Source organism: Micromonospora globbae (genome assembly GCF_003610785.1).
Lineage (GTDB): Bacteria > Actinomycetota > Actinomycetes > Mycobacteriales > Micromonosporaceae > Micromonospora > Micromonospora globbae.
Map to the genome: position 1 here is coordinate 155989 of NZ_RAQQ01000012.1, position 15161 is coordinate 171149.

Annotated in this window: 13 protein-coding genes; 8 read left to right on the plus strand and 5 right to left on the minus strand. The window is 75.1% G+C overall.

The window, feature by feature from the left end:
- Window positions 1-291 precede the first annotated feature (291 nt).
- The 5 genes from D7I43_RS18110 to hemB are packed head-to-tail and all read left to right on the plus strand — an operon-like array spanning window position 292 to window position 5966.
- Complete coding sequence (locus tag D7I43_RS18110) at window positions 292-1062, plus strand: redox-sensing transcriptional repressor Rex (RefSeq protein WP_120329702.1); 771 nt, start codon at window positions 292-294, stop codon at window positions 1060-1062.
- On the plus strand, window positions 1059-2402 hold the full coding sequence (locus D7I43_RS18115; RefSeq protein WP_120329703.1) for a glutamyl-tRNA reductase: 1344 nt from the start codon (window positions 1059-1061) through the stop codon (window positions 2400-2402). The genes D7I43_RS18110 and D7I43_RS18115 overlap by 4 nt, the downstream gene beginning before the upstream one ends.
- Complete coding sequence (hemC, locus tag D7I43_RS18120) at window positions 2399-3388, plus strand: hydroxymethylbilane synthase (RefSeq protein ID WP_120329704.1); 990 nt, start codon at window positions 2399-2401, stop codon at window positions 3386-3388. The genes D7I43_RS18115 and hemC overlap by 4 nt, the downstream gene beginning before the upstream one ends.
- Window positions 3385-4965, plus strand: coding sequence for a bifunctional uroporphyrinogen-III C-methyltransferase/uroporphyrinogen-III synthase (locus tag D7I43_RS18125; RefSeq protein WP_120329705.1), 1581 nt, complete (start codon window positions 3385-3387; stop codon window positions 4963-4965). Before hemC ends, D7I43_RS18125 begins: the two co-directional genes overlap by 4 nt.
- Before the next feature lie 17 nt (window positions 4966-4982).
- Window positions 4983-5966, plus strand: coding sequence for a porphobilinogen synthase (gene hemB, locus D7I43_RS18130; protein ID WP_120329706.1), 984 nt, complete (start codon window positions 4983-4985; stop codon window positions 5964-5966).
- Here hemB and D7I43_RS18135 read toward each other — a convergent pair.
- Entirely contained in the window at window positions 5917-7428 is a 1512-nt protein-coding gene (locus tag D7I43_RS18135) for a DHA2 family efflux MFS transporter permease subunit (RefSeq protein ID WP_120329707.1), read from the minus strand. The two genes, hemB and D7I43_RS18135, sit on opposite strands and share 50 nt — an antisense overlap.
- A gap of 1 nt (window position 7429) precedes the next feature.
- Window positions 7430-8014, minus strand: a complete 585-nt coding sequence (locus D7I43_RS18140; protein ID WP_120329708.1) for an NADPH-dependent FMN reductase — start codon at window positions 8012-8014, stop codon at window positions 7430-7432.
- Between the two features lie 60 nt (window positions 8015-8074).
- On the opposite strand from D7I43_RS18140, the gene D7I43_RS18145 reads away from it, so the two are divergent.
- Window positions 8075-8422 (plus strand): MerR family transcriptional regulator, encoded by a 348-nt coding sequence (locus D7I43_RS18145; protein ID WP_120329709.1) that lies wholly within the window; start codon window positions 8075-8077, stop codon window positions 8420-8422.
- 25 nt (window positions 8423-8447) lie between these two features.
- Here D7I43_RS18145 and D7I43_RS18150 read toward each other — a convergent pair whose 3' ends face one another.
- Both D7I43_RS18150 and D7I43_RS18155 read right to left on the minus strand, forming a co-directional pair.
- Window positions 8448-9464: a GNAT family N-acetyltransferase gene (locus D7I43_RS18150; RefSeq protein WP_120329710.1), complete on the minus strand. Its 1017-nt coding sequence runs from the start codon at window positions 9462-9464 to the stop codon at window positions 8448-8450.
- A 73-nt stretch (window positions 9465-9537) separates the two neighbouring features.
- Entirely contained in the window at window positions 9538-11154 is a 1617-nt protein-coding gene (locus D7I43_RS18155) for a lytic transglycosylase domain-containing protein (protein WP_120329711.1), read from the minus strand.
- Between the two features lie 38 nt (window positions 11155-11192).
- Between D7I43_RS18155 and D7I43_RS18160 the strand changes: the two genes are divergently transcribed.
- Window positions 11193-11408: an FmdB family zinc ribbon protein gene (locus D7I43_RS18160; RefSeq protein ID WP_120329712.1), complete on the plus strand. Its 216-nt coding sequence runs from the start codon at window positions 11193-11195 to the stop codon at window positions 11406-11408.
- Between the two features lie 131 nt (window positions 11409-11539).
- Complete coding sequence (locus tag D7I43_RS18165) at window positions 11540-14419, plus strand: ATP-binding protein (protein WP_338042002.1); 2880 nt, start codon at window positions 11540-11542, stop codon at window positions 14417-14419.
- A gap of 195 nt (window positions 14420-14614) precedes the next feature.
- Here the strand turns inward: D7I43_RS18165 and D7I43_RS18170 are convergent, their stop codons facing one another.
- A complete protein-coding gene (locus D7I43_RS18170; RefSeq protein ID WP_120329713.1) occupies window positions 14615-15157 on the minus strand; it encodes a phospholipase in 543 nt (180 codons plus the stop codon).
- Window positions 15158-15161 lie beyond the last annotated feature (4 nt).

Below are 15161 nucleotides of genomic sequence, written 5' to 3' on the forward strand. Positions count from 1 at the left end.
CGCGGGGTGGGAGGGACGCGGCGACGGCGCGCGATTGGTCAGAGAAGTCGGGATTGAGCAATAATCGCCAGGCGGCGCCGGCGGGGGCTGCCGGATCGATCTTGTGGGATGGAGGGCCAGGTGAAGCCGCGTCGCGAGCTGACAAGATCGCGATTTGTGCACGTCTTCACAAGCGCCTACTCTGTAATTCCGACGCGCCCTGCTAGCACAGCCGGCACCCTCGGTGGCCAGCGGGAGTTCCGAAGCGGCCGACCGCCGGAGTCGGCCGACGACCGCACCGCACGGAGTCTCATGAGTCAGCACCGTCACCCTGGCGCGCCCGGTAGCGCCGGTGCCGTACCGGCGCTTCCGGACCTGCCCGAGGCGACCGTCGCGCGGCTCCCGGAGTATCTCCGCGCCCTGCACAACCTCGCTGACACCGGCCACGAGACGGTTTCCAGCGAGGGCCTGGCCACCGCCGCCGGGGTCAACTCCGCCAAGCTCCGCAAGGACCTCTCCCACCTGGGCTCGTACGGCACCCGCGGGGTCGGCTACGACGTCGCCGTGCTGATCGGTCAGATCGAGTCGGTGCTCGGGCTGACCCAGAACCGGGCGGTCGCCCTGGTCGGCGTGGGTAACCTCGGTCACGCCCTGGCCGGCTACGACGGCTTCGCGAGCCGCGGCTTCCGCATCGCCGCGCTCTTCGACGCCGACCCGGCGCGCGTGGGCGAGGAGATCAACGGCCTGGTCGTACGCCACATCGACGAGCTGCCCCGGGTCGCCGCCGAGGAGTCCATCGCCATCGGTGTGATCGCCACCCCGGCCGCCGCCGCCCAGCAGGTGGCCGACGAGCTGGTCGCGGTCGGCGTGACGAGCATCCTGAACTTCGCACCCTGCGTACTCTCGGTCCCGGAGGGGGTCGACGTGCGCAAGGTCGATCTCGCCATCGAGCTGCAGATCCTGTCCTTCCACGAGCACCGCAAGGCGTCGCTGACCGGATTGCCCGCCACCGGCGGCTCCGCCCTCACGGCCCTGCCCGGTGGGCTCGCGGCCACCGACTCCCAGGAGGCGATCGGCACGTGAAACTCCTCGTCGTCGGCGCGTCCTACCGCACCGCCCCGGTCGCCACGCTCGAGCAGCTGGCGGTGCCCCCGGCGGAGCTGGGTCGCATCCTGGACCGGCTGGTCGCCCAGCCGTACGTGAGCGAAGCCGTGCTCGTCTCCACCTGCAACCGGGTGGAGGTCTACGCCTCCGTGTCCGGTTTCCACGGCGGCCTCGGCGACATCTGCGCCGTCCTGGCCGAGCACGCCCACTGCGCCCCGGGCGCGCTCGCCAACCACCTCTACGTGCACTACGACGCCGCGGCGGTCGACCACGTCTTCCGGGTCGCCACCGGGCTGGACTCGATGGTGGTCGGCGAGGCCCAGATCCTCGGCCAGCTGCGCGACGCGTACCACTGGGCCACCGACGCCGACTCGGCCGGCCGCCTGCTGCACGAGCTGATGCAGCAGGCCCTGCGGGTGGGCAAGCGCGCGCACGCCGAGACCGGCATCGACCGGGCCGGCCAGAGCGTGGTCACGGCCGCCCTGGGACTGGCCGCCGATCATCTCGACGGCGACCTCGCCGGCCGGCCGGCCCTGGTGGTCGGGGCCGGCGCGATGGGCTCGCTGGGCGTCGCGACGCTCTCGCGGCTCGGCGCCGCGCCGCTCACGGTCACCAACCGCGGGATCGACCGGGCGGTCCGGCTGGCCGAGTCGTACGGGGCCACCGCCGTCCCGATGGCCGAGCTGTCCGCCGCGCTCTCCACAGTGGACATCGTAGTGGCCGCCACCGCGGCCATCGAACCGGTCCTCACCCGCGCGGTGGTGACCGCCGCGCTGGCCGAACGCGCCCCCGACCGCGGCCCACTGGTCCTGCTCGACCTCGCCGTGCCGCGTGACGTGGAGGCCGGGGTCGCCGAGCTGCCCGGGGTCGAGGTCATCGACATCGAGCGCATGGCCGCCCTGCTGGCCGACGGCGAGGCCGCGGGCGACGCCGCCGCCGTCGAGCGCATCGTCAGCACGGAGGTCGATGCCTTCCTCACCTGGCTGCGCGGGGCCGACGTCGCTCCCACGGTCGCCGCCCTGCGCGGGCGCGCCGACGACGTGGTCAGCGCCGAGCTGCGCCGGCTCGCCCAGCGGCGGCCCGACCTCACCGACGACCAGCGCGCCGAGGTGGCCCGGACGGTGCACCGGGTGGTGCAGCGCCTGCTGCACCAGCCGACGGTGCGCGTCCGCCAGCTCGCCGCGGAGCCCGGCGGCGACCAGTACGCGGCCCTGCTGCGGGAGCTGTTCGACCTCCAGGTGCCGCAGACCTCGCCGGTCGACACCGTCCCCGACGTCGTGGAGACCGACCCCACCCCGCCCACCGGAGGTGAGCGATGACCCCCCTGCGCCTCGGTACCCGGGGCAGCGCGCTCGCGATGGCCCAGTCCGGGCACGTCGCCGACGCGCTGACCGCGGCCACCGGACGCCCCGTCGAACTGGTCGAGATCGTCACCGCCGGTGACCGCTCGCACGCGCCGGTGCACCGTCTCGGCGTCGGCGTCTTCGTCTCGGCCCTGCGCGACGCGTTGGCCGCCCGCACCATCGACTTCGCGGTCCACTCCTACAAGGACCTGCCGACCGCGCAGACCGCCGGGCTGCACATCGCGGCGGTGCCGCCCCGGGAGGACCCGCGTGACGCGCTGGTCGCCCGGGACGGCCGTACGCTCGCGGAGCTGCCGCCGGGCGCGCGGGTCGGCACCGGCTCGCTGCGCCGAACGGCCCAGCTGCACGCCCTCGGGATGCAGCTGGACGTCACCCCGATCCGGGGCAACGTGGACACCCGCCTGGCGCGGGTGCTCGGCCCGGACGCCGACCTCGACGCGATCGTCCTGGCCCGGGCCGGGCTCAGCCGGCTCGGTCGGGCCGGCGAGATCACCGAGACGCTCGACCCGATGCTGATGCTGCCCGCGCCCGCCCAGGGCGCGCTCGCGGTGGAGTGCCGGGCCGACGACACCGACATGATCGAGCTGCTCGCCGTGCTCGATCACGCACCGACCCGCGCCGCGGTCACCGCGGAGCGGGCGTTGCTGGCCACTCTCGAGGCCGGATGCTCCGCTCCGGTCGCCGCCTACGCCGTCGTCGCCGAGGGCGAGCCCTCGGGCTCGGACGCCGAGGCCGCCGGTGAGGAGATCTACCTGCGCGGGGCGGTGATCAGTCCGGACGGCACCCGTGACCTCCGGCTGTCCCGCACCGGAACGCCCGCCGACGCGGCGGAGATCGGCAAGGCACTCGCCGCCGAACTCCTCGACCTCGGCGCCGACACGATCCTCGGCCACGAAGGACACACCGGTCCGGGGACCCAGCAATTTGGGAGCACAGAATGACCCGCACCCGTAAGCCCGTAGGCCGCATCGCGTTCGTCGGGGCCGGTCCCGGCGACCCGGGCCTGCTGACCCGCCGGGCGCACGACGCCCTGGTCGACGCGGACCAGGTGGTGTACGACCGGGGAGTCCCCGAGTCGCTGCTCGCGGCCGTGCGCGCCGAGGCCCGTGCCGACGCCGAGTTCACCCCGGCCGAAGGGGCGCCGGGTGACGTGGCCAAGGTGCTCATCTCCGCGGCCCGCGCCGGGCAGAACGCCGTGCACCTCGTCGCCGGGGACCCGTTCGGCCACGACTCGGTGGTCAAGGAGGTGCAGGCGGTCGCCCGCACCGCCGCCCAGTTCGAGGTGGTGCCGGGCGTGGGTCAGGCCGAGGGCGTCGCCACGTACGCGGGCGTGCCGCTGCCGGGCGTACGCACGGCGGCGGACGTCGAGGACGTCGGCGCGCTGGACTTCGAGGCGCTGGCCGCGGCCGTCGCCCGGGGTTCGCTGGCGCTCGCCGTGGACGCCGGTGACCTCGCGGCGGTCCGGGACGGGCTGCTCGCGGCGGGCGTGGACGGCGCCACGGCGGTCGGCGTGACCGGGGACGGCACCGGCGAGACGCAGTACACGACCACGTCGACGGTGGACAGCTTCGTGGCCGCCGCGCTCGGCTTCACCGGCCGGGTGGTGCTCACCCTCGGTGAGGGCGTCGGCGAGCGGGACAAGCTCAGCTGGTGGGAGAACCGGCCGCTGTACGGCTGGAAGGTGCTCGTGCCGCGTACGAAGGAGCAGGCCGGCGTGATGAGTGCCCGGCTGCGCGCGTACGGGGCGATCCCGTGCGAGGTGCCGACCATCGCCGTGGAGCCGCCGCGCACCCCGGCGCAGATGGAGCGGGCGGTCAAGGGACTGGTCGACGGCCGGTACGCCTGGGTGATCTTCACCTCGGTGAACGCGGTCCGCGCGGTCTGGGAGAAGTTCGCCGAGCACGGGCTGGACGCCCGGCACTTCGGCGGCGTCAAGATCGCCTGCATCGGCGACGCGACGGCCGACGCGGTGCGCGCGTTCGGCATCCAGCCGGAGCTGATCCCGTCGGGCGAGCAGTCCTCCGAGGGCCTGCTGGCCGAGTTCTCGCCGCACGACGAGGTGCTCGACCCGGTCGGCCGGGTGCTGCTGCCGCGCGCCGACATCGCCACCGAGACGCTCGCCGCCGGGCTCACGGAGCGCGGCTGGGAGGTCGACGACGTGACCGCGTACCGGACGGTCCGGGCGGCGCCGCCGCCGGCCGAGATCCGCGACGCGATCAAGTCGGGCGGGTTCGACGCGGTGCTCTTCACCTCGTCCTCGACGGTCCGGAACCTCGTCGGCATCGCCGGGAAGCCGCACGCGCGTACAGTTGTGGCGGTCATCGGCCCGAAGACGGCGGAGACGGCGACGGAGTTCGGCCTGCGGGTCGACGTCCAGCCGCAGCACGCCTCGGTGCCCGATCTGGTGGAGGCGCTCGCCGCCTACGCCGTCGAACTGCGGGAGAAGCTCGCCGCCATGCCGGCGAAGCAGCGTCGCGGCTCGAAGGTGCAGGGGCCGACCGCCCTGAGGTTCCGGTAGTCGTCCAGGAGGCACCCGTGCCGTACCCCGAGATCCGGCCCCGCCGGCTGCGCCGCACCCCGGCGCTGCGGCGGCTGGTCTCCGAGACCCGCCTCGACCCGGCCGAGCTGGTCGTGCCGATGTTCGTCAAGGAGGGCCTCACCGAGCCGCGTGCGATCGCGTCGCTCCCGGGGGTGCTCCAGCACTCCCGGGACTCGCTGCGGAAGGCCGCCGTGGAGGCGGTGCAGGCGGGCATCGGCGGGATCATGCTCTTCGGCGTGCCCGCGGAGCGGGACCCGGCCGGTTCCGGCGGGATCGATCCGGACGGCATCCTCAACGTGGCGATCCGCGACGTCGTCTCCGAGGTGGGCGACGCCACCGTGGTGATGAGCGACCTCTGCCTGGACGAGTTCACCTCGCACGGGCACTGCGGTCTGCTCACCCCCGACGGCGAGGTCGACAACGACGCCACGCTGGGCGCGTACGCCGAGATGGCGGTGGCCCAGGCCGAGGCCGGCGTCCACGTGGTCGGGCCGTCCGGGATGATGGACGGCCAGGTCGGCGTGGTGCGCCGGGCGCTCGACGCCGCCGGCCACCAGGACGTGGCGGTGCTGGCCTACGCCGTGAAGTACGCCTCGGCCTTCTTCGGCCCGTTCCGGGACGCCGTCGAGTCGGCGCTGGAGGGCGACCGTCGGGCGTACCAGCAGGACCCGGCGAACCTGCGGGAGTCGCTGCGGGAGGTCGCGCTCGACGTGGCCGAGGGCGCCGACATGGTGATGGTGAAGCCGGCGCTGCCGTACCTGGACGTGGTCTCCGCGGTACGCGACGCGGTGGACGTGCCGGTCGCCGCGTACCAGGTCTCGGGCGAGTACGCGATGGTCGAGGCGGCCGCCGCGAACGGCTGGATCGACCGGGAGCGGGTGATGCTGGAGACGCTCACGTCGATCCGGCGCGCCGGCGCCCAGATCATCCTCACGTACTGGGCCGTGGAGGCGGCCCGGCTGCTCCGCGAGCGTTACTGACCGCCGGGTCGCCGCCGGCGGGCGGCGGGACCGGCCGGCCGGGTAGCCGCCGGCTGGTGAACCAGGCCAGCCCGAGCAGCACCGCGGAGACCGCCACCGCGAACTGCACGGACCACGCCAGCTCGGGCACGAGTCCGGCGCGGGTGACCGGGTCGAGCCGCGCGACGGCGGCGATGCCCTCCCCGGCGAGTGCCGGTGCGGACCGGCCGGCGGCCCAGGAGAGCGCCGCGGCGATCAGCGCCGTGCCGGCTGCCACGGAGGTGTGCGACACCGTGGTGAGCAGCGTCGTGCCGGAGGGCAGGTCCGCCGGTGGCAGTGACCGGCTGGCCGCCGTCATGGTCGGCATGAGGGTGGCGCCCATGCCCAGCCCGATGACCGCGCCGAGCACGGCGATCAGCGCGTACGACGTGTCGGCGTCCAGCACCAGGGCCCGCGCCACGGTGCCGGCCGTCGCCGTCGCGATGCCGAGACCGACCAGCCGGCGGGCGGACACCCGGTCCACGAGCCGGGTGGCCACCTGGAGCATGAGCCCGGTCGTCAGCGCCTGCGGGATCCCGATCACCCCGGCGAGGGTGGCGCTGTCGCCGCGCACGATCTGGACGTACGCCGGGATGGTCAGGAAGGCGCCGAAGTAGCCGGCGGCGAACAGCGCCACCGTGCCGGCTCCCCCGGCCATGCCGGGCGCGCGGAGCACGGACAGCCGCAGCAGCGGGTGCCGGACGCGGCCGGCCCGGCGGACGAACGCGGCCACCAGCACGGCGCCGAGCGCCAGCGGGACCAGCACCGGGCCGCTGACCACACCGCCGCTCTCTCCGGTGAGGCTGAGCGCCAGCACGGCCAGGGTGAGGCCCGGGCAGAGCAGCAGGAGCCCGGTGACGTCCAGGGGAGCCGGTTCGCGGCGGGCCTCGGGCGGCGGCAGGAGCCGCCGGCCGAGCAGCAGCGCCGCCGCGCCGACCGGGAGGTTGATCCAGAAGATCCACCGCCAGGACGCGTGGTCGAGCAGCACCCCGCCGAGCACCGGCCCGATCAGCGGGCCGACCAGGACCGGCAGTCCCAGCAGGCTCATCATCCGGCCCCGCCGGTGCGGCGGCACCGCGGCCAGGGCGATCGTCATGCCGACGGGGTTGAGCAGCCCGCCGCCGAGACCCTGCACGGCCCGGAATACGATCAGCGAGCCGATGTCCCACGCCAGCCCGGCCAGCACCGAGCCGGCCGTGAACAGCAGGAGCGCGCCGAGGTAGGCGGCGCGGGGGCCGTACCGCCCGATGACCCAGGCGGCCGTCGGCATGACGGCGACCAGCGCGAGGGCGTACGCGCTGGTCACCCAGCCGACCGTGGTCAGGTTCGTGTCGAGGTCCTCGACGAGGCGGGGCAGCGCCACGACGGTGACCGTGGTGTCGATCACCGCGAGCAGGCCGCCGAGGGTCAGGTACCAACCGAGGCGTCGTGTTCTGCCGTCCACGTCAGCTCCCGTACGGTCGGGTCCGCCGGGCGGCGCGCAGCGCCTCGGCCCACCACACCAGCTCGGTCAGGGTCGCGTCGGCGGCCCGGCGCGTCGGCCCGTCGTCGACGAACCGGCCGGCCGCGTCGATCCGCTCCCACGGAGCGGTGAGCACCACGCCCGTGCGGGTGGTGGCCGCGTGCAGTTCGGCGAAGACCAGGCGCAACTGTTCGACGGCGCGGACGCCGCCGGAGCCGGCGCCGTACGAGACGAAGGCGACGGGCTTGCCCATCCACTCCCGGTGGTGCCAGTCGATGGCGTTCTTCAGTGCCGCCGGGAAGCTGTGGTTGTACTCCGGGGTGACCACCACGAAGCCGTCGGCCTCGGCGAGCCGGCCGGCGATCGGGCTGGCCGGGTTGCCGCCGGGCGGGGTGTCGGTGAGGGGAAGGGCCACCTCGGCGAGATCGATCAGGTCGGTACGGAGGTCGTCGCGTTCGGCGGCCCGGCCGACGAACCAGTCGGCGACGAGGCGGCCGATCCGCGGCCGGCGCACGCTGCCGACGAGCACGGCGACGGTGGGCGGTGAACTGGCTGCTTGCGTCGTCATGCACCCGACGCTAAAACTGAAACAAATGTTTAAGTCAAGGGTGACCAACGGAGGGCGCGAGTGAGCACGCTCACAGTCAGCGACGTGGCCCGAGAGAGCGGCGTCAGCGGCTCGGCGGTGCGGTTCTACGAGCGGCAGGGGCTCATCACGGCCGGCCGCACCAGCGGCAACCAGCGGCGGTTCGGGCCGGAGGCGGCGTGCCGGGTCCGGGTCGCCCGCGTCGCGCAGCGGATCGGCCTGAGCGTCGGTGAGATCCGGGAGCTGCTCGCCGCCCTGCCGCCGGACCCGGAGCCGGCCGACTGGCAGGCACTGCACGAGCGGCTGACCGCCGAGGCGGAGCAGCGGATCCGTGAGCTGCACGCCGCCCTCGACGACATCCGCTCCGGTCGCAAGCTCTGCGAGCTCTGACCCCGCGTCCGCCCCGATCGGGCGGTCAGCGGGCCGCGTCGAGGCGGTGCACCAGCTCGGCCACGTCGACGCTGTACTCGCACCAGTCGCGGTCGGGCCGGTAACCCAGCTCGGCGTTCACCTTCAACATCGCCTCGTTGGCCTGGGCGTTCCAGGTCTGCACCTCGGCCAGTTCCGGCTCGGCCGAACGCAGTTCGATCAGCATCCGCGCCTTGATGGCCCGGTCGATGCCGTAGCCGCGGTGGTCCTGCACGACGATCGTGTCGTACTGGTCGGCCCGGGTGGGGTGCTGCGCCGGCACCACGACCTCGGTCAGCCCGGCCACCTCGCCGGTCTGCTCGTGCAGGGCCAGCACGATGTACGGCTTCATGCCGCGCCGGTGCAGGCAGTCCAGGCTGTCCCGCAGCCGCTGCGCGTCGTAGGAGCTGGGGCGCAGTTCCCCGTCCTCGATGTCGCGGACCTCGGCCTTGGCCCGCGCGTACGCCTCGATGAGCTCGTCGGGCGGTCCGCCCGGGTGGAACTCCAGGTGGTAGCCCGCCCCGATGCCGCCGGCCATCTCGGCCAACTCGGCCCAGTCCACCGTGGAGAGGTCGAGGACACTGCGCGTCTCGACGTACTCCCTCGTGAAGCCGAGCGCCTCGTAGAAGCCCACGGCCGGGGTGTCGCCGACGACCTCGGCGCCGATGGAGGAGAAGCCCTCCTGGTAGACCCGGCGCGCCGCGACCCGCACCAGCTCGCGCCCGAGGCCGGTGCGCCGCGCCGAGGGGTGCACCAGCACCTCCAGCACCCCGATGTCACCGAGCAGGAGCACGTGCACCTGGCCCAGGATGGCCCCCGGCGACCCGTCCGCGGCCGGCTCCCCCTGCGCGACCCACGAGATCCGCCGCTGGCCCGGCATCACCTCGGTGAGGTATTCCCGCAGGGAACTCTCCCGCCACGGCGGATCCTGCGGCAGGTCCGCCGCGAGGACCGCGTTGAGCGTGTCCAGCAGCGATGCGATCTCGGCGGACGACGCGGTCCGCGCGTCCCACTCGCGCACCATCACCCGTCTAGCTTGCCGCTAACCGCAGCCCGGGGGAAGTGCCCAGTTCTCCAAATGTAGGCGGACGATCACTTCACGTACGGCTGGCCCGCCCGTAACGGTTGGCGGTGTCGAAGACGTCCTGCGCGTAGCGGCGTACGTCGTTGTACGACAGGATGGCGTTCCACCAGTCCGCGGGGATGCTCAGGTTGCGGCCGTTGCGGCACAGGTAGTTCGCGGCGGCCAGGGCGGCGTCGTCGATGTCGTGCGGATCCTTGCGGCCGTCGTTGTCCGCGTCGACGCCGACCTCCTGCCACGTCGTCGGGATGAACTGCATGGGGCCGATCGCGCGGTCGTAGGTGGTGTCCCGGTCGAGCTGGCCCCGATCGGTGTCGATGATGCGCATGCGGCCGTCCCGGCCGTCGAGCGGCAGGCCGATGATCTCCGGCGTGGCCCGCCCGTCCGCGCCGAGCGTGGCGCCGTTGGCCTGCCCGTGCGAGGACTCGACGAACCCGATGGCCGCCAGGGTCGTCCAGCTCAGCGCACAGCTGCGGTTGGTCTGGGCGAGCACCAGCTCGGCGTAGCCGTACGCCTGCATGGCCGTCGGGGAGATGCCGACCTTGGGGCCGATCTGCTGCGCCCAGCCGGCCAGCGCGTCCGCCGGGCGGCCCCCGGCCGGGCTGGCCGGAAGCCCGCCGGTGGGCGGTGCCGTGGTGGGCAACGTACCGTCGGGCAGCCCCGACGCCGGCACCGACGGCGCCAGCCCGGGAGCCGGAGCGGTGGGTGCGGCGGTGGCGTCCGCCGCGACCGGCCGGGGCGCGCGGATCGTCGCCGGCACCACCAGCGCGCCGGCCGCCGCCGTCGCCGCCACCAGGGCGAGCAGGACCACGCCGGTGAGCGTGAGCCGGCCGCTGGGCCGCCGCGACCAGGAGCGGGTGGCCCGGGCGGCGGCCGTCGCGGCGCGGCGTGAGCCCAGGCGTACGGCGTGTGCGAACGGCACCCGGTAGCCGCGGGTCCTCCGCGCGGGCGCGGCGCCCGGGGCGTCGGCGGCCGGGTCGGTCGGCGACGCGCCGGCGGAGCCGGTCGTGGAGTCGGCGTCGGACTTCGGTGCGGAGGCCGCGTCGCTCGTCGGGGACGGTGCGGTCGTCGCGTCGGCCTTCGGGGCCGGGTCGGTAGTCGTGCCCGCGCCGGTGTCCACGGTGGTGTCCGCGCCGGCCTTCGGGACCGGGTCCGTCCTGGTGTCCGGGGTGTCCGCGTCGGCCTTCGGGTCCGCGTCGCTCCGCGCGTCCGCGCCGGCGTCGCTCGCCGGGGCAGGGTCCGTGGCCCTGCCCCCGTCGGTGTGCGAGGCGGTGTCCGGGCCGGCGGTCGGGTCGGTCGCCGTGCCCGCGGCGGTGCTCGGAGCCGGCTCGGCGTCCGTCCTCGGCTCGGTTGACGTCACCCCGCCGGTCGCCGACGCGGCCTCGCCCGGGGCGTCGGGTGTGGACGCTGCCTCGGTCGGGGCCTGCCGCTCGCCGTCCGGGCCGCCCTCGGACCCGGGCCCGGCGGGGGTGCCCGCTCTCAGCCAGGGGCGGCGCGGCCGGGGCAGCCGTCCGGGAGCCGGATCGGGTGCCGCGCCGGACTCGGCGAGTGGCCCGTCGAGCGGCGCGGCCGGGCGCAGGGGCCGAAGTTTCGATCTGTCCTCGCCGTCCACCACCCGTCGAGTATCACCCATGCTCCGCGACACGTCAGGTCCGCGCGTACCCTGATCTCATGCCCCGGTACGAGTTCCGCTGCCGCGCCTGCGGCGACACGTTCGAGGTCAACCGCACCATGGACCGGGCCGGTGAGCCGGCCGCGTGCCCCCAGGGTCACCTGGACACCGTCAAGCTGCTCTCCACCGTTGCGGTCACCGGCCGCGGTGGCGCCTCCGGCGGCGCACCGTCGTCCGGCGGCGGTGGCTGCTGCGGCGGCGCCTGCGGCTGCTGAGACGCGAACGCGGGACCACCCGCACCCACCGAGCGGCGGGCGGACCTTGCCCCAGCCGAGGCCGAGTGGCACCTTGAGTCCGTGCCCGGCCGGCCGTTCTCACGATGCGTCACCGCCCGGCTTCGGGCAGCATGAATCCGACGTCACGGGCGGAGGTTCGACGCATGGCGGCACGGATCCAGCTCCCGACCGGGTGGGTGACCTTCGTGTTCACCGACATCGAGGGCTCGACCCGGCTGGCCCAGCTGCTCGGTCCGGACTACCGCCCCGTGCTCAGCGAACACCGCCGGCTGCTGCGCCGGACGCTCGCCGGGACGGGCGGCGCGGAGCTGCTCACCGAGGGCGACTCGTTCTTCCTCGCCTTCCCCGACGCGACGGCCGCGCTGACCGCCTGCCTCACCGCCCAGCGGGCCCTGGCCAGCCACGACTGGCCCACGCCCGAGGCCGCGCCGCGCGTACGGATGGGTCTGCACACCGGCTACGCGGAACCGCGCGACGGCGAGTACGCGAGCCCGGAGGTGCACCGCGCGGCCCGGATCGCCGCGGCCGCGCACGGCGGCCAGGTGCTCTGCTCGGCGTCGACGGCCCGCCGCGCCGACCCGTTGCCCGCGGGCGCCTCCCTGCTCGACCTCGGCCTGCACCGGCTGCGCGGCTTCGACGACCGGGAACGCCTCTTCCAGCTGGTCGCTCCGGGGTTGGAGCGGCAGTTCCCGCGCCCGCGCACCGCCGACGCGGTGGCGCACAACCTGCCCACCCAGGTCACCTCGTTCATCGGTCGGGAGACCGAACGCGCCGAGCTGCGCCGCCTCGTGGAGGAGCACCGGCTGGTGACCGTGCTCGGTGCGGGCGGCGCCGGCAAGACCCGGCTCGCCGTCGAGCTGGCCTCCGGCGTGGTCGAGGCGTACCCGGACGGCGTCTGGTTCGTCGACATCGCCGCGGTGACCGACCCGGGGCTGGTGGCGTTCGAGGTGGCGGCCGTGCTCGGCCTGCGGCCGGAGCCGGGCCGGCCGGTGGTGGACACCCTCGTGGAGTACGCGGCCGCCCGCCGGATGCTGATCCTGCTGGACACCTGCGACGCGCAGCCGGCCGCCTGCGCCGAGGTGATCGCCCGGCTGCTCGCCGGCGGGCGCGGGGTGCGGGTGCTGGCCACCAGCCGGGAGTCGTTCGGCCTGCCGGGGGAGGTGGTGTGGCGGATCCCGCCGCTCTCGGTCGAGCCGCGCGACGACGGCGCGGAGAGCGACGCCGTGGCGTTGCTGCTGGACCGCACCGCGGCGGCGCGGGGCGGCCGGCCGCCGGACCCGGCCGAGTCGGCGGACCTGCGCCGGGTGGTGCAACGCCTGGACGGGCTGCCGCTCGCCATCGAGCTGGCCGCCGCGCGGCTGCGGGTGCTCTCGGTCGGCCAGCTCGCCGAACGCCTCGACGACGTCCTCGGGACGCTGGACGCGGGCCGGGAGGACCCGGAGCCGCCGCCGGTGGACCGGGGCTGGATGGGCAACCAGCAGGACACGGTGGACCTGGTCGCCGCGGCGGCCGGCGCGTCCCCGCCGACCCCGGCGACCCGGGCCGTGCAGAAGTCGGCGACGGAGCGCCACCTCACCATGCAGGCCACCGTCACGTGGTCGTACCGGACCCTCGGGCCGCGGGCCGCCCGGCTGCTGCGGTGGATGTCCGTCTTCGCCGGTCCGGTGGACCTCGCGACGGTGGAGTGGTTGCTCGGTGACGACCCGCTCGACCCGCTCTCGGTGCTGGTGGACAAGTCGATGGTGCTCGCCGAGCCGCACGCCTCGGGCAGCACCTACCGGATGCTCGACCCGATCCGGGCGTACGCGGCCCGGCGGCTCGCCGAGGCGGGGGAGGAGCGGGCCGCCCGGGACCGGCACGTGGCCTGGTCGGCGCATGCCCTGGAGCGGGCGTACCTGGGCGCGGACGGTCGCCCGGTCACCCTGTCCCTCTACACGCTCGACCCGCTCGCCGGCGAGTTGCGGGCCGCGCTGCGCTGGTGCGCGACCGGTGGCAGCGCCGCGGCCGGCCTGCGTCTCGCGGGTGGCCTCGACCAGTGGTGGCGCGAACGGGGACTGGCCCGGGAGGGGCGGCTGTGGCTGTTCCGGCTCTACGGGCGGATCGCCGAGACGGGTGAGCGGATCCCGGACGCGGAGCTGGCGGCGGCGTACCACATGCACTCGCTGCACGCCGGGGCGGACGGTGAGTTCGCCGAGGAGCTGCGCTACTCGCAGCGCGCCGAGGCCGCGGCCCGGCAGGCGGGCGACGCCGGCCTGCTGGCCCGGGTGCTGGCCGGCCGGGCCGCGCCGCTGGTCGACATGGGACAGTTCGTCGAGGCCGAGCGGGTCTGCCGCGAGGTCATCGACTGGGCGCACGGCCAGGACGTGCTGGGCGACGCGCTGCTCGCCGTCTACAGCCTGGCCGAACTGCTCTGGCGCCGCGGTGCGCTGGACGAGGCGGCGGAGCTGCTCGGGGCCGCCCGCCCCGTGGAGGCGGCCCGGCCGCGCGAGCGGGGGCGGCGCTCGGTCGACATGCTGCTGGGCATGGTGGCGCTGGCCCGGGGCGATCTGATCGCGGCGCACGAGCACCTGCTGGTGGCGTTGCGCTCGCGGATGAGCCACGGCTTCCACGGCCGGGCGTGCGACACGTTGAACGCCATCGCGGTGCGCTGCGCGGCCGGGGGAGACCTGCACCTCGCGGCTCGGCTCTTCGGTGCCGCCCAGGCGACCGGCGCCAACCTGCGCTGCACGACCGGCATCTACGGGGCGTACTGGGCCGAGCAGCAGGCGGAGCTGCGCGCCCGGCTGGGCGACGCGGCCTTCGACGCCGCGTACGGGGAGGGGGCCGAGCTGAGCCTGGAGGAGGCGGCCGCGCTCGCGCTGGACGTCGAGCACCCCGACCTCGCCGCCGACTCCACGCGGTTCAGCACGCTGCCGACCCGCCTCGCGCCCCGCCAGGCCGCGCCGTCGGAACCGGACCGGCGGCCGGCGGGCCACAGCGAGCGCGCCTGACCGTACGGTGGGCGGGACGTCAGCGCCGGCGCCGGCGGCGAACCGCGCCGGCTCGGGGGTCGCCAGCCGGAGACGAGGCGGACGACGAATCCCGAGGCGGGACGACGAGTCCTGCGGCGGACCCGGGCCCGTGCGCCCCGTTCTCCCGGTGGCACGGGCCCGCGTCGCTGAGGGTGGACGGTGCGACCCGTCGGGTCAGGCGCGCAGCCCGGCCCGGCGCTCGGCGTCGGCCTTCATGGCGGCGGCGCGCTCGATGTCGGCCGGGTCCACGGCCGCCAGGGAGCCGAAGAGGCTGACGGCCTGGTAGTAGGTCCACGCCAGGCTGAGGCAGGCCGGGCGGACGACCGAGTTGTACGTGGCGCAGACCCGCTTGAGGTCCTCGTAGAAGGCGCTGTCCAGCCGGGGCTTGTTGGCCGGGAACTGGCCCATCGCCTTGTAGTTGCGGTAGCCGAAGTCGTGCCGGTAGCAGGAGAGTTCGAAGCGGAATCCGAGCGGGTTGTCCGGGCTCGACGAGCAGTAGTCGGTGGACCAGTCGAAGGCGTACTCGGCCCAGGGCGCCCGGTCCAGGCGGGCCGAGTTCCAGGCGGCGTAGCTGGTGGCGCTGGTCTGCGTCCATCCGGACAGGACGGTGAGCTTCTGTGTCGGGGTGACGGCGGCGGTGGCGGGGGAGGCGGCTCCCAGCGCGACGAGCAGCGCGAGCGCGCCCGAGGCGAGGAGCGTGGCGAGGCGTCTGGGCACTGGT